The organism is Marinimicrobium hydrolyticum (assembly GCF_030848505.1).
Lineage (GTDB): Bacteria > Pseudomonadota > Gammaproteobacteria > Pseudomonadales > Cellvibrionaceae > JAVDDU01.
This window is the reverse complement of record NZ_JAVDDU010000011.1, coordinates 1-14,060: the sequence shown is the minus strand read 5'-3', so window position 1 is coordinate 14,060 and position 14,060 is coordinate 1. Positions and strand designations below refer to the sequence as shown.

At 56.4% G+C, this 14,060-nt stretch carries 11 protein-coding genes; 8 read left to right on the top strand and 3 right to left on the bottom strand.

Translation table 11 applies throughout. The annotated features are described in order from the left end of the window. The first annotated feature begins 28 nt into the window (after window positions 1-28). The gene (locus tag RBH33_RS15485; RefSeq protein WP_306733127.1) at window positions 29-1,657 is read left to right on the top strand and encodes an NAD+ synthase; all 1,629 of its coding nucleotides are present in this window, start codon (window positions 29-31) and stop codon (window positions 1,655-1,657) included. A gap of 32 nt (window positions 1,658-1,689) precedes the next feature. Here the strand turns inward: RBH33_RS15485 and RBH33_RS15480 are convergent, their stop codons facing one another. Then, a complete protein-coding gene (locus RBH33_RS15480; protein ID WP_306733126.1) occupies window positions 1,690-2,568 on the bottom strand; it encodes an outer membrane protein assembly factor BamD in 879 nt (292 codons plus the stop codon). A 158-nt stretch (window positions 2,569-2,726) separates the two neighbouring features. Between RBH33_RS15480 and rluD the strand changes: the two genes are divergently transcribed. From rluD to clpB, 3 genes are all read left to right on the top strand, one after another. Next, window positions 2,727-3,677, top strand: a complete 951-nt coding sequence (gene rluD, locus RBH33_RS15475) for a 23S rRNA pseudouridine(1911/1915/1917) synthase RluD (protein ID WP_306733125.1) — start codon at window positions 2,727-2,729, stop codon at window positions 3,675-3,677. Beyond that, a complete protein-coding gene (gene pgeF, locus RBH33_RS15470) occupies window positions 3,674-4,426 on the top strand; it encodes a peptidoglycan editing factor PgeF (RefSeq protein ID WP_306733124.1) in 753 nt (250 codons plus the stop codon). Before rluD ends, pgeF begins: the two co-directional genes overlap by 4 nt. 166 nt (window positions 4,427-4,592) lie before the next feature. Then, window positions 4,593-7,232 (top strand): ATP-dependent chaperone ClpB, encoded by a 2,640-nt coding sequence (gene clpB / locus RBH33_RS15465; RefSeq protein WP_306733123.1) that lies wholly within the window; start codon window positions 4,593-4,595, stop codon window positions 7,230-7,232. 58 nt (window positions 7,233-7,290) lie between these two features. Here the strand turns inward: clpB and RBH33_RS15460 are convergent, their stop codons facing one another. Beyond that, complete coding sequence (locus tag RBH33_RS15460) at window positions 7,291-7,698, bottom strand: DUF4124 domain-containing protein (protein WP_306733122.1); 408 nt, start codon at window positions 7,696-7,698, stop codon at window positions 7,291-7,293. A gap of 456 nt (window positions 7,699-8,154) precedes the next feature. Here RBH33_RS15460 and RBH33_RS15455 point away from each other — a divergent pair, with 456 nt between their 5' ends. After that, window positions 8,155-9,891 carry an acetolactate synthase 3 large subunit gene (locus RBH33_RS15455; RefSeq protein ID WP_306733121.1) on the top strand — a complete coding sequence of 579 codons (1,737 nt, stop codon included), beginning with the start codon at window positions 8,155-8,157 and terminating at the stop codon, window positions 9,889-9,891. A gap of 1 nt (window position 9,892) precedes the next feature. After that, on the top strand, window positions 9,893-10,384 hold the full coding sequence (gene ilvN / locus RBH33_RS15450) for an acetolactate synthase small subunit (RefSeq protein WP_306733120.1): 492 nt from the start codon (window positions 9,893-9,895) through the stop codon (window positions 10,382-10,384). Between the two features lie 499 nt (window positions 10,385-10,883). On the opposite strand, the gene ilvY is transcribed toward ilvN, so the two are convergent. Further along, entirely contained in the window at window positions 10,884-11,759 is an 876-nt protein-coding gene (ilvY, locus tag RBH33_RS15445) for an HTH-type transcriptional activator IlvY (protein ID WP_306733119.1), read from the bottom strand. Window positions 11,760-11,891: 132 nt separating this feature from the next. Between ilvY and ilvC the strand changes: the two genes are divergently transcribed. Then, window positions 11,892-12,908, top strand: coding sequence for a ketol-acid reductoisomerase (gene ilvC, locus RBH33_RS15440; RefSeq protein ID WP_306733118.1), 1,017 nt, complete (start codon window positions 11,892-11,894; stop codon window positions 12,906-12,908). Window positions 12,909-13,039: 131 nt separating this feature from the next. Next, window positions 13,040-13,999, top strand: coding sequence for a CDP-diacylglycerol--serine O-phosphatidyltransferase (pssA, locus tag RBH33_RS15435; RefSeq protein ID WP_306733117.1), 960 nt, complete (start codon window positions 13,040-13,042; stop codon window positions 13,997-13,999). Window positions 14,000-14,060: the final 61 nt, after the last annotated feature.

Below are 14,060 nucleotides of genomic sequence, written 5' to 3'. Positions count from 1 at the left end.
AAGATCGGACGTAAAGGCGTACTTATTTATGGCAAATGTGACTCTCGCCCTGGCCCAAATTAACCCGCTGGTGGGCGATATCCCAGGCAACACCCGCAAGGTCCTCGAGCAGGCCCGCTATGCCCAGGAGCAGCTTGGCGCGGATGCGGTTATGTTTCCCGAGCTGGTGCTAAGTGGTTACCCCCCGGAAGATTTGTTGTTGCGCCCCAGTATGGGGTTGCGAATTGATCGGGCCTTGGAAGACATTAAGGCCGCCAAGCTGGATATCACCCTAATTCTGGGTTATCCGCGCGTGGTGGCGGGCCGAGTGTTCAACATGGCCGGCGTGATCAGTGACGGGGAGCTGGTATGTGAGTATGCCAAGCAATGCCTGCCCAACTTCCAGGTTTTTGACGAGGTGCGCTACTTTGTTCCCGGTGACAGTGCCTGCGTGTTTGATTTCAAAGGTATCCCGACGGCGCTGACCGTCTGTGAAGATATTTGGCACTCCGGCCCAATGACTCAGGCGCGCGAGGCGGGGGCCCGCCTTATGCTCAACCTCAACGCCTCTCCCTTTCATCTGGGCAAACAGCGCGAACGCGAACAATTGACAACCGAGCGAGCCCTGCAAGGCCATATGCCGGTAGTCTACGTAAACCAGGTGGGTGGACAGGACGAGCTGGTGTTCGATGGCGGGTCCGTGGTGGTGAGTGCGCAAGGCGATCTTTGCCGTCGCCTGCCGTCTTTTGAAGAAACCACCGTGGCCGTTTCCCTCAATTGGCAGGACGGGGCCGTCCATATTGCCCACCAGGAACTGGCCCCGCAGATGACCGATTTGGATTCGGCTTATCGCGCTCTTGTTTTGGGGACCCGGGACTACGTCAACAAAAACGGCTTTAAAGGGGTGGTGCTGGGCTTGTCTGGCGGAATTGACTCCGCGCTTACCCTGGCGATCGCTGTGGACGCCTTGGGAGCGGAGCGGGTATCAGCCATCATGATGCCCTTTCGATATACCTCCGAACAAAGTATTGCCGATGCCGCTGATCAGGCCAAGCGGATGGGCGTTAATTACCGCACCATCAGCATTGAGCCCATGTACGAAGCCTTTACGGGTGCATTGGAAGACGCCTTCGAGGGTACGAAGGCGGATACCACCGAGGAAAATCTCCAGGCCCGCTGTCGTGGGGTGATTCTGATGGCCGTGTCCAACAAAAAAGGCTATCTGGTGCTGACCACGGGAAATAAAAGTGAGCTGGCCGTGGGGTACTCCACGCTTTATGGAGACATGGCCGGGGGCTTCGATGCCTTAAAAGACGTGCCGAAAATGCTGGTGTTTGAGTTGGCTCGCTACCGCAACAGTATGGGAGAAGTCATTCCGCCCGGTGTGATTTCTCGCCCGCCATCGGCCGAGTTGGCGCCGGACCAAAAAGACGAAGACAACTTGCCTCCCTACGAGACCCTGGATCAGATTCTGGCGCTCTACGTAGAGCAGGACAAGAGTGCGGAAAGCATTATTGCGCAAGGGTTTGAGCGTGAAGTGGTGGAGAGAATAGTGCGCTTGGTGGACTTGAATGAGTACAAGCGTCGCCAGTCCCCCATTGGGGTGCGTATGACTGAGCGGGGCTTTGGGCGTGATCGGCGTTACCCCATTACTTCAGGGTGGCGCCCAGGGGAGTGACGGCTCCAGCGAGACTGGAGCCGGAGCAATGATTACCGGTATTCGGGGTCGTACAGCTCACGGCTGTCGAAACCCGGTGGATCGCGCTTGTCAAAAAGTCCAAAGGTGGCCAGACTCAGCCAGCTGCGGTCCCCGGAATCCGAATGGTACTGAAAGTTAAACTCGCCGTTGCGACGCAGAGCCGGGTGCTCTGGGTAGTTGAGGCGGAGTAATTCCAGGGTTTGATCTCTCAGTTCGGGCATTTCCAGCAGTTGGTACCCCTGTACCATTACCGCTAGCGCGTCGGGTACGGCTGGCGTCTGGTTGAAGTTCTCCACAACAAAACGCCCGCGGTTGGTGGCCGCCAAGTAGGCACCGCGTTTGAAATAATAGTTGGCGACGTGAATCTCATAGCGTGCCAGCAAATTACGAAGATAGAGCATGCGCTTTTTGGCGTCCGGGGCGTATTCACTGTCCGGGAAGCGGGCGAGCAGCTGGGAGAAGTGGGCCAGGGATTCCCGGGCTGCACCGGGGTCGCGTTGGGTCAAGTCCGTGGGCAATACTCGCTCGAACATCCCTCGGCCTTCCGTAAACGAGCTCAGGCCCTTCATGTAATAGGCGTAGTCGACGTTGCGATGTTGGGGGTGCAGACGAATAAAGCGATCCGCCGTAGCGGCTACCAAATCGGGCTGGTTGGAGCGGTGGTAGGCATAAATGAGTTCAAGCTGCGCCTGCTCGGCATGGGTGCCGAAGGGGAAGTGCTCTTCCAGATTGCGCAGGTTTCGGATCGCCGGCTCCCATTGGCCCCGCTCCAATTGCTCCTGAGCCGCCTGATATAGATCGGCCTCGCTGATATACTCGTCCCGGTCCGTGGTAGAGCAGGCGGTTAGCAGTATCAGACCGCCAATAAGCAAAAATCGCAGGGCTTGCATAAATTTTTAGACTCTTAAATAAGTGAACAAGGTGCCGCCGCCAGCGATGGGGCGCACGGCGAGCTATTTAAACACAGAGCGTCTCGGATACCAAAGTCCTGAATCTGGCCGGTATCGGGAGGAAATGCTCTTCACCAGGTGCTTAGGTTATCGATGTTATGACAGATTTGTTGGAAAAGAGTGTCCTGGTACCTGCCGAGATGAACGGCATGCGTTTCGACCAGGCGGCGTCCGCCTTGTTCCCTGAGTTTTCGCGGATGCGGTTGCAGTCCTGGATAAAAGACGGCCAGCTAACCTTAGCCGGACGTACCGCCAAGCCTAAGGAGCGCCTGCTGGGGGGTGAAAATCTATGGCTGCGGGCCCAACTGGAGCCCCAAGGGGAGTGGGAGCCCGAGTCCATAGACTTAGATATAGTGTACGAGGACGAACACTTATTGGTGATCAATAAGCCGGCGGGGTTGGTGGTTCACCCCGCGGCAGGCAACCAAACGGGTACTTTGCTAAACGCCTTGCTGCACCACTGCCCAGAGCTAGTCAATGTACCCCGAGCGGGGATTGTGCATCGTCTGGATAAAGACACCACCGGCCTGATGGTGGTAGCCAAAACGCTAACCGCCCACAGCGATCTAGTCGCGCAATTGCAGGCGCGGGACGTTAAAAGGGAGTATGAAGCCGTAGTTATTGGCACTATGACCGGCGGCGGTCGGGTAGATGCGCCCATTGGCCGCCACCCGAAGCAGCGCAAGCAAATGGCGGTAGTGGCCACGGGCAAGCCAGCGGTGACTCATTACCGAATCCTGACCCGTTTCACCCGCCACACCCATATCAGAGTCAAGCTTGAGACCGGCCGCACCCACCAGATTCGGGTGCACATGGCGCACATCAACCTCCCATTGGTGGGAGACCCCACCTACGCTGGGCGCTTCAAAATTCCCAAGGGCGCCAGTCCGGAATTGGTTTTGGCGCTAAAAAGCTTTCCCCGCCAAGCGTTGCACGCGGCCAGCCTGGGGCTGGAGCACCCGGTTACCGGGGAACCTTGCGAATGGCAGGTGCCCTTGCCTGAGGACATGGTTGCCTTGTTGGCTCAACTGAAGGCAGAGACACAGTGACCTTGATTCTACCGGATTGGCCCGCGCCTGCGAATGTCCGCGCCGCCATCACCACGCGGTCGGGGGGCCAAAGTCACGGACCTTACGCATCGAACAATCTCGCTTTCCATGTAGAGGATGACGAGCGTGCCGTGGTGGCCAATCGCGAGCGCTTACGAGCACAGCTGGCGCTGCCCGAAGATCCCCAGTGGTTGACCCAGGTTCATGGCACCAAAGTACCTGCAGCTCGAGCTGATGGACGCGTACGCACCGCCGACGGTTGCTACAGCCGCACGCCCGGCCTTGCGTGTGCCGTGCTCACTGCCGACTGCTTGCCGTTGCTTTTGTGCAACCGCACTGGTACTCAGGTGGCGGCGGTCCACGCCGGCTGGCGAGGGTTGGCCAAGGGTGTGGTGAAACGTGCGGTGAGCCGCTTCGATGATCGGCCGCAGGATTTACTGGTGTATCTGGGACCAGCCATCTCACGAGAGTACTTTGAGGTGGGTGTAGAGGTGCTGGAAGCCTTCTTCCGCTCCGCTCGGAACCAAGCCCACTCCGACCGCATCGCGGCTAGCTTCAGCCCAGGTGTGCGTCCGTTGCATTTTTTTGCGGATCTCTACGCCCTGGCCAGGGCTGAATTGAGCGCGCTGGGCGTCACCCAAATCTATGGTGGTGACTATTGCACCTATGCGGATTCGGAGCGTTTCTACTCCTATCGCCGGGACAGGGTTACCGGACGTATGGCTAGTTTGATCTGGTTGGCGCCTTAACGCTGCGCCGACGTTTTCCGCCCGGAGCCCTCCCGTCTGCACCCTGACTTGCATTTGCCCGAGCTTGCCCCCATTTCCCTCAGTATATTGTGGTTATTGCCAAAGTCTGACCAAGGCTGGCCTCCACCTAAGGCCAATCAAGGCATAAAGAGTACGAGGAAATCCCATGCGTATTGATCGTTTGACCAACCAATTACAAACCGCCCTGTCCGATGCGCAGTCTCTGGCCGTGGGACGGGATCACAGTCAATTGGAATCCTTCCACTTATTGCAGGCATTGCTGGATCAGCAAGGCGGCGCTGTGCGCCCTCTCTTGGCCCAAGCCGGATTCGACGTGACAGGAGTGCGCAATGCGCTCGCCAAAGCGTTGGAGGGGCTGGCTCGAGTCCAGAACCCCACGGGTGAAGTCAGCATGTCCCAAGAGCTGGGGCGACTGCTGAACCTGGCCGACCGCCGCGCCCAAAAGGGCGGAGATAAATTTGTATCCAGCGAAACTCTGCTGCTGGCCGCCATGCTCGATGGCGACAGTGAGTTGGGCAAGTTGCTGAAAAAATTCGGCGATCCCAAACGGTTAGAAGAGGCGGTTTCAAAGCTGCGCGGAGGCGAAACCGTGGATGATGCCGATGCCGAGGGCAATCGCCAGGCGCTGGAAAAATACACACTGGATCTCACCGCTCGGGCCGAAGCTGGCAAGCTGGACCCGGTGATCGGCCGTGACGATGAAATTCGCCGAACCATCCAGGTGCTGCAACGGCGCACCAAAAACAACCCGGTACTGATCGGCGAACCCGGCGTGGGTAAAACCGCGATTGTCGAAGGTTTGGCTCAACGCATCGTCAATGGAGAGGTTCCGGAAGGCCTAAAAAGCAAACGTCTGCTATCGCTGGACCTGGGCAGCTTGCTGGCTGGTGCCAAGTTCCGCGGTGATTTCGAAGAACGCCTCAAATCGGTACTGAAAGAGCTGTCTCGGGAAGAAGGGCAAGTCATTCTGTTTGTCGATGAACTACACACCATGGTAGGCGCCGGTAAGGCGGAGGGCTCCATGGATGCCGGCAATATGCTCAAGCCCGCGCTGGCGCGAGGCGAGTTGCACTGTGTGGGCGCCACCACGCTGGATGAATACCGCAAGTACATTGAAAAAGACGCGGCGTTGGAGCGGCGTTTCCAAAAAGTGTTGGTGGATGAACCCAGCGAAGCGGATACCATCGCCATCCTGCGCGGCCTGAAAGAAAAGTACGAAGTGCACCACGGTGTAGACATTACCGATTCGGCCATTATCGCCGCCGCCAAATTATCGCAGCGTTACATTACTGATCGCCAACTGCCGGACAAGGCCATCGATTTGATCGATGAAGCGGCCAGCCGGATTCGCATGGAAATCGATTCCAAGCCGGAAGAAATGGACCGGCTGGAGCGCCGCTTGATTCAGTTGAAGATCGAGCGCGAAGCGGTAAAAAAAGACGAGGACGAAGCAAGCAAAAAACGCTTGGCGAAAATCGATGAGGACATCAGCAATCTGGAGCGCGAGTACGCGGATTTGGATGAAGTCTGGCGCGCGGAAAAAGCCGCACTGCAAGGCTCTCACGAAATCAAAAGCAACCTGGAGCAGGCCCGCTTGGATATGGAAGCCGCCCGCCGAGCTGGGGACTTGGGACGCATGTCCGAACTGCAGTACGGGGTGATTCCCGAGCTGGAGAAGCAACTGGACATGGCCAGTCAGGTGGAAATGATGGAGATGAAGCTGCTGCGCAATCGGGTAACGGACGAAGAGATTGCCGAGGTGGTGTCCAAATGGACCGGCATCCCCGTGTCCAAAATGCTCGAAGGTGAGCGGGATAAACTGCTGCGCATGGAAGATGCTCTGCACAAGCGCGTTGTGGGTCAAGACGAGGCGGTGGTAGCTGTAGCCAACGCCGTGCGTCGTTCCCGGGCCGGTTTGTCAGAGCCCAATCGGCCCAATGGTTCCTTCTTGTTTTTGGGCCCGACTGGCGTGGGTAAAACCGAGCTGTGCAAATCCTTGGCGGAGTTTCTGTTCGACAGTCAGGACGCCATGGTGCGCATCGATATGTCCGAGTTTATGGAGAAGCACTCAGTGGCGCGCTTGATCGGTGCGCCTCCGGGCTACGTGGGCTATGAAGAGGGCGGTTACTTGACCGAGGCGGTGCGTCGCCGGCCTTACTCCGTGCTGCTCTTGGATGAGGTCGAAAAAGCCCACCCGGACGTATTCAATATTCTGTTGCAGGTGCTTGACGACGGTCGCCTTACCGATGGGCAAGGCCGCACCGTGGATTTCCGCAACACGGTGATTGTTATGACCTCCAACCTCGGTTCTGACCGGATTCAGGATGTGGCCGAGGACCGGTCCTTCGATACGGTCAGTTTCGACACCGATGCCGGGCGCGGTGAATCCACTAACAACGAGAATCGCTACAACGCCATGAAGGCGGCGGTGATGGAAGTTGTGGGGCAGCACTTCCGGCCGGAGTTTATCAACCGTGTCGATGAGGTGGTGGTGTTCCATCCACTCGGCCGGGAGCAAATTAGAGGTATCGCCGATATTCAGTTGGGTCTGTTGCGTAAGCGCTTGGCCGAGCGGGAGCTGACTCTGAGTTTGGACGACGAGGTGATGGAGCGGCTGGCTGAGGCGGGGTTCGATCCGGTTTATGGGGCTCGGCCTTTGAAACGGGCTATTCAGCAACAAATAGAGAACCCATTGGCTCAGGAAATACTGCAGGGCCGCTTCGCTCCCGGTGACAACATCCATGCGCGGGTGGAAGGGGATCGGCTGGGGTTCGAGAACCAGTAGCGTTTGCGAAGGAATACTGGCTGACGGCGGAGTACTGCCGTCAGTCAGGGTGTGTGATTCAGCAGTGTTCGTCGATAAATGCCCGGTTTTCCTCAATGCGCTGCTGGATTTCTTCTTCCCCCATAAAACGGGGGCCGTCGCTGCCCTCAACCCGAATACGTCCGCCCCTTTCCAGAGTGTTCAGATTTTGTCTGGCCACCTGACAGGGCTCTTCGTTCCCGGGTGGCTCCGCCTGGGCTGTTGGCTCTTCAGCTGGAGAAGGCTCAGAAGCGCTGCTCTGAGTGGTGTTGTCCACGGGTGCGCTGCGGCCGGAACGGGTGTTCACCCGGGTGGATTCGCGCTCTCGAGGGGGGTGAGCGGTGTACTGAGTGACTCCGTTATCGTCCACCCAGCGGTATATGGTGTCCGCACTGGTGGGCAGAGCGGCCAGAACTAGGAGCGCAATCAGGAAACTGCCGTATTTCATAATGGTGAACCCGTACCGATCATCGATACGTTCACTATAGCCTGATTTAGACGTCAGGCGAACTCGAAATCCGCAAAGTGTGACCCAGGGCGCCACGAAACGGCGGTAAATCGCCCTGAAAGTCGCTTGCCCCTTGACTTTGTGCGTCAGTTTGCCAGAATTACGGGCTCGCTAGATGGCCTGTAGAGCCGGCCGACAACCTCGGTACCCATGCTCTACTCCGGTGAGCCACCCGCTTATCGAACCATCCGCTATCGCGGAGGCGCGTTAACCTACGCCGCCTGCCCAGAGCCTGCCGCAGTCGCTACCAGCGCGGAGGTCGGGAAACCCAGTTGACCACGGATTCGAGCGACTCAGCCCCGATGCGGAGGCTAGTGCCTATTGTCGTGTGCCCGCTCGCACAATCCCTTGTGCGCCCCGGCACGCACAAACATTCAGTTATTGAGAGGTTATCAAGTGGACATGCTTTCAGGCGGAGATATGTTGATCCGATCCTTGCGGGACGAGGGCGTTGAGTGCGTCTTTGGTTATCCCGGTGGGGCAGCGCTGCATATTTACGACGCCCTTTTTCGGCAGAAAGACGTTAAACACATTTTGGTGCGCCACGAACAGGCCGCCACTCATGCCGCCGACGGTTACGCCCGGGCTACCGGCAAGGTGGGCACGGTTCTGGTAACCTCCGGACCCGGTGCTACCAATGCCATTACAGGCATTGCGACGGCCTACATGGATTCTATTCCCATGGTGGTGATCTCCGGTCAGGTGGCTTCCGAGCGCATCGGGGAAGACGCCTTTCAGGAAACTGACATGGTGGGTGTGTCCCGGCCGATTGTGAAGCACAGCTTCATGGTTAAGCACGCCAGCGAGATTCCCGAAATCGTCAAGAAAGCTTATTACATTGCGTCCACGGGCCGCCCTGGGCCTGTGGTTATCGATGTACCCAAAGACATCACCAGTCCAGCGGAGACGTTTCCGTACGAGTATCCACAGAAAGTCAAAATGCGCTCCTACACGCCGGCGACTCGGGGTCATACTGGGCAAATTAAAAAAGCCGTGCAGTTGCTGCTGGGAGCCAAGCGTCCCATGATTTATGCCGGTGGGGGTGTGATCCTGGGGGATGCTTCAGAGTTGCTCACCACGCTGGCGCGCCAGCTCAACTTTCCGGTTACCAATACTTTGATGGGCTTGGGTTGCTACCCCGGTACTGATCGGCAGTTTTTGGGCATGCTGGGCATGCACGGTACTTTTGAAGCGAACACCGCCATGCATCATTGCGATGTTCTGCTCGCCGTTGGCGCGCGCTTTGATGACCGTGTGACTAACACCGTGAGTAAGTTTTGTCCTTCGGCCAAGATCATTCACATTGATATTGATCCGGCCTCCATCTCCAAAACCGTTGCGGCGGACGTACCCATTGTAGGTTCAGTGGAGAGTGTTCTTACGGAAATGCTCGCGTTGCTCAAAGAAGACGAGAAGAAACCCGACGCGGAAGGCCTGGCCGCTTGGTGGAAGCAGATTGACGAGTGGCGCGCCCGCCACGGTCTGTATACAAAACCGCGTTATAAAACCGATGGCGACGCCATCATGCCTCAGGACGTGATTCGTACTCTGCACGAAGTGACCAAAGGCGATGCTTACGTCACTTCGGATGTTGGGCAGCACCAGATGTTTGCGGCCCAGTATTATCTGTTCGATAAACCTCGCCGTTGGATCAACTCCGGCGGTCTGGGGACCATGGGCTTCGGCTTGCCGGCGGCCATGGGCGTGCAGATTGCCGACCGGGAAGGGGTGGTCGCTTGTGTTACGGGTGAAGGCAGTATTCAAATGTGTATTCAGGAGCTTTCCACCTGCACTCAATATCATTTGCCCATCAAAATTATCTGCTTGAACAATCAGGCGTTAGGCATGGTGAAGCAGTGGCAGGATATGCAGTACGAAAGCCGCTACTCGGAAAGCCTGTACGAAGAATCTTTGCCGGATTTTGTTAAGCTGATGGAATCATACGGCCACGTAGGTATGCGAGTTACTGACAAGAAAGATCTCAAAACCAAGATGGAAGAATGCTTCGCGATGAAAGATCGTGTGGTATTTATGGACATTATGGTTGACCCTTCAGTACACGTGTACCCCATGCATGTAGCGCCAAACGGTTCCATGCGTGATATGTGGTTAAGCAAGACGGAGCGCACCTAATATGAGACGTATTATTTCAGTTTTGATTGAAAATGCTCCGGGTGCCTTGTCGCGAGTGGTAGGGTTGTTTTCCCAGCGCGGTTACAACATTGAAAGTTTGACCGTAGCGCCCACAGAAGACGAGACGCTATCGCGTTTGACTCTGACCACTATCGGTGACGATCACAAGATCGAGCAGATCACCAAGCACCTCAATAAATTGATTGACGTGGTGAAGCTGGTGGACCTGACCGAAGGCGCGCATATTGAACGCGAACTGATGCTGATTAAGGTCAAAGCGTCCGGCGCTCAGAGGGCGGAAGTGAAACGCTGTGTTGATATTTTCCGGGGTCAGATTGTCGATGTAACCAGCAGCCTGTACATCATTCAGGTTTCCGGTACTAGCGATAAGCTGGATGCCTTTTTGCAGGCGGTGGGTGAAGCGTCCATTCTCGAAACGGTGCGTAGCGGTGTATCCGGTATCTCCCGTGGCGAGAAGGTGTTGAGCCTCTAAAGTCCGGAGCGTGAACCGTAGGCAATTTTCCTGGGGTTCACGCTTCGACTTTCTGCCGCTGCCCTTTCATTCCCGCATATTCTCCGTCATTCTCATCTCCTGCTCGTCATTCCCACATCCTCCTCGTCATTCCCGCGAAGGCGGGAATCCATTTTCTGGCTAATGCTACCGAAACGGAAAAGTCGAAGCTGCGAAATTTTAGTTGTGACTTCCGGCGCTTTGATTAAGTGCTACGAGCGGGGCAGGCACACCCGGACACGCCGTAAATACATCCGTGTAGGCTTGGATGCGGCCGCAAGCGGACCGGCCCTCAACCATAGGTTTCGGTCGTTCGGTCTGCGCGCAAGGCAGTGCCTTGCAAACGCTTGCCCTCACCCATGCCGCATACAGTCCGGGAATGCCTGCCCCACTCTCCGCTGTGCCACTCTGGAATATTCGGGAACTAAGCGAATTTGATTGAGTTCGCAACCCAACGACACAGCCGCTGGAAACTCAGCCATTAGCTGCCAACCACCTGCTCCCACAGCGCCGCTACAATCGGACTTTTCAGCCGTTTTTCCAAAACACAAATACCGGTTTCGAAAGGTCCAAGATCAGGCTGATCCGGGAGGAGCTTTACCCGACTGGCCAGCGGGCTGTTGTCTAAAACAATTCTGGGTACTAAGCCAATACCAAAACCCAGACTCACCATGCTCACGATTGCCTCATTGCCTTTCACTTCCGCGTGAATGTCGGGAGTTAACCCTTGTTCTCGACACCATTGATTAAATCGTTCGCGCGCCAACCCCTCTTCGGAAATAATCATCGGCAAGTGCTGCCATGGCGTCTCGCCGCGAGAGCCCCAAAGTAAGGTCGGGTCGGCGGGACCGATAAAAACCAAAGGGGATTGTGCGATGGGTTTAAAGCCCAGTCCCTTGGGCAACTTGGCGGGGCGAGCGGCAATAGCAATATCTTCTTGCCCGCCCAGAATCCGCTCAATGGCTTGGGCTGGATCACCGGTATGGAGTTTGATGCCGATGCCGGGCTGCTCGACTCGGAAACGAGTCAAGATATCGTATAGGAAGCTGTAGCTGGCCGTGACCGAGCAGTAGATGCTGAGTTGGCCGCGCAATTCACCCATGCTTCCTTGAAGTGAATCTTGAAAGGTTTCCCAGTGCTGCAGCGTCTCCCGGGCAAAGCGCAGAAACCGTTCGCCCTCTAGCGTTAAAGACACGGAGCGGTTGTCCCTGAGCATCAGAGCGCAGCCCAGCTCGTCCTCCAACTGCTTGAGGTTACGGCTGACGGTCGACGGGCTGACGTGGCAGTGCGCAGCAGCGCGTCCGAAATGGCGGCTGGTGGCGAGTGAGACGAATAGGCGCAGTTTGTTGGGATCCATGGGTAATCCGTTGTTGCAGATACTGCAATATAAAATTGCGAATATATCATTTTACGTTACGTGTGTAATTGCTTAAACTCCCGCCCTTTCTATTTGCGGCGTTCCGCCGGTCACTGCTCTTCAGGAGGCAACATGCACGTTTATTACGATAAAGATTGTGATCTTTCCATTATCCAAGGTAAAAAAGTCGCTATTTTGGGTTACGGCTCTCAGGGCCACGCCCACGCCAACAACCTTAAAGAGTCTGGCGTTGACGTAGTGGTCGGCTTGCGCACCAGCTCCGGTTCCGTAGCTAAAGCCGAAGCCGCTGGCCTGAAAGTGGCTCCAGTGGCCGAAGCCGTGGCCAGCGCCGATGTGGTAATGGTGCTGACTCCGGACGAGTTCCAATCCGAGCTGTATCGTGAAGAGATTGAGCCCAACCTGAAAAAAGGCGGCACTCTGGCGTTTGCCCATGGCTTTGCCATCCACTACAACCAGGTTGTGCCGCGCGCTGACCTGGACGTGATCATGATCGCTCCCAAGGCGCCGGGCCACACCGTGCGTACCGAGTTCGTCAAAGGCGGTGGCATCCCCGATCTGGTTGCGATATTCCAGGACGCCTCAGGCAAAGCTAAAGATGTAGCTCTGTCCTACGCCAGCGCCATCGGCGGTGGACGTACCGGCATCATTGAAACTACCTTTAAAGACGAAACCGAAACTGATCTGTTTGGTGAGCAAGCGGTCCTGTGTGGCGGCGCCGTGGAGCTGGTAAAAGCGGCTTTCGAAACCTTGACCGAAGCAGGCTACGCGCCTGAAATGGCTTACTTCGAATGTTTGCACGAGCTGAAGCTGATTGTTGACCTGATGTACGAAGGCGGCATCGCGGACATGAACTACTCCATCTCCAACAACGCCGAGTACGGTGAGTACGTCACCGGCCCCCAGGTGATTAATGATGAATCCCGAGCTGCTATGCGTCAGGCGCTGAAAAACATTCAAACTGGCGAGTACGCCAAGCGGTTTATCAGTGAAGGGGCGCTGAACTACCCAGAAATGACCGCCCGTCGTCGTCTGAACGCCGAGCACCCCATTGAGCAAGTGGGCGCGCGTTTGCGGGCCATGATGCCTTGGATTGGCTCTAATAAGATCATCGACAAGAGCAAAAACTGAGTCGGGATTGCTGAGTCAGAACTCAGGTAAACAAAACGCGGCTTCGGCCGCGTTTTTTTATGGGGCTGGCCCTGGGGGCGACTGTCCTTACGTGCCATAATGGGCGGTGAATTCAAGTATCAGAGGTGATTATGAGTACAGACAAAGGCGAAGGGGTAGAAACTCCCCGTGAGGACGAGAGCCTCCTGCCCTTTGACGAGCACTTCGAGGTTGTCTCCGAGGGGGGCAAGAAAGTCCGGCACCGCGGGGTTTACTTCCTACCCAATCTATTTACCACCGGTGCGTTGTTTGCAGGCTTTTACGCCATTATTTCTGCCATGAACGGCAATCTGAATGGCGCTGCTATAGCTATTTTTGTGGCTATGATCCTGGATGGCCTGGACGGAAGGGTGGCTCGCTTGACCAAAACGTCCAGTGCTTTCGGCGAGCAGTACGACAGCCTTTCCGATATGGTCTCGTTCGGCTTGGCGCCCGCACTGGTCATGTTCAGTTGGGCGCTGTCCACATTGGGCAAGCTCGGCTGGGCAGCCGCGTTTATCTACGCCGCTTGCGCCGCTCTACGCTTGGCTCGATTTAATACCCAAATAGGCGTGGTCGACAAAAAGTTTTTTGTCGGCCTGGCCAGTCCACCCGCGGCGGCGATGCTCGCCTCCATGGTGTGGCTCGGACACAATTATGAGCCCGATTTGATTTTGGCCACCGGTGCAGCGCTGGTAACGGTATTGGCCGGGTTGCTGATGGTTTCTAACGTTCGCTACAGCAGCTTTAAAGATATTGACTTCAGGGGGCGGGTACCTTTTGTCGTCATGTTGCTGGTGATCCTAGTATTTGTGGTGATTTCCATCAATCCACCCCTGATGCTGTTGCTCATGTCGGTCACCTACGGTGTGTCTGGGCCACTGCTGTGGCTTTGGCGTCGCAGGGAGGTCTTGCAGCGCAAAGGCGATAGTGAGCAGGTGGGTGACGGTCGGGAGGAAGGGGGCCCGGAGGGAGAAGGGCAGATCGAAACACCTCCGCAGCCTGAAGGGGAGGTGACCGGTCCCAAAAAAAGACGTCCTCGACGGGCGCCCAAAAAGCCGAAAGATGAGTGATCTTCCCTTGCGTCGATCAATGAAATATGCGCCAGCAAAAAAAACTGTCAAAATTGTTCAG

Bases quoted from the DNA above. Each gene is read 5' to 3' on its own strand.
- RBH33_RS15485 (WP_306733127.1), top strand. From the start codon at position 29: ATGGCAAATGTGACTCTCGCCCTGGCCCAAATTAACCCGCTGGTGGGC.
- RBH33_RS15480 (WP_306733126.1), bottom strand. From the start codon at position 2,568: ATGCAAGCCCTGCGATTTTTGCTTATTGGCGGTCTGATACTGCTAACC.
- rluD (WP_306733125.1), top strand. From the start codon at position 2,727: ATGACAGATTTGTTGGAAAAGAGTGTCCTGGTACCTGCCGAGATGAAC.
- clpB (WP_306733123.1), top strand. From the start codon at position 4,593: ATGCGTATTGATCGTTTGACCAACCAATTACAAACCGCCCTGTCCGAT.
- RBH33_RS15460 (WP_306733122.1), bottom strand. From the start codon at position 7,698: ATGAAATACGGCAGTTTCCTGATTGCGCTCCTAGTTCTGGCCGCTCTG.
- ilvN (WP_306733120.1), top strand. From the start codon at position 9,893: ATGAGACGTATTATTTCAGTTTTGATTGAAAATGCTCCGGGTGCCTTG.
- ilvY (WP_306733119.1), bottom strand. From the start codon at position 11,759: ATGGATCCCAACAAACTGCGCCTATTCGTCTCACTCGCCACCAGCCGC.
- ilvC (WP_306733118.1), top strand. From the start codon at position 11,892: ATGCACGTTTATTACGATAAAGATTGTGATCTTTCCATTATCCAAGGT.
- pssA (WP_306733117.1), top strand. From the start codon at position 13,040: ATGAGTACAGACAAAGGCGAAGGGGTAGAAACTCCCCGTGAGGACGAG.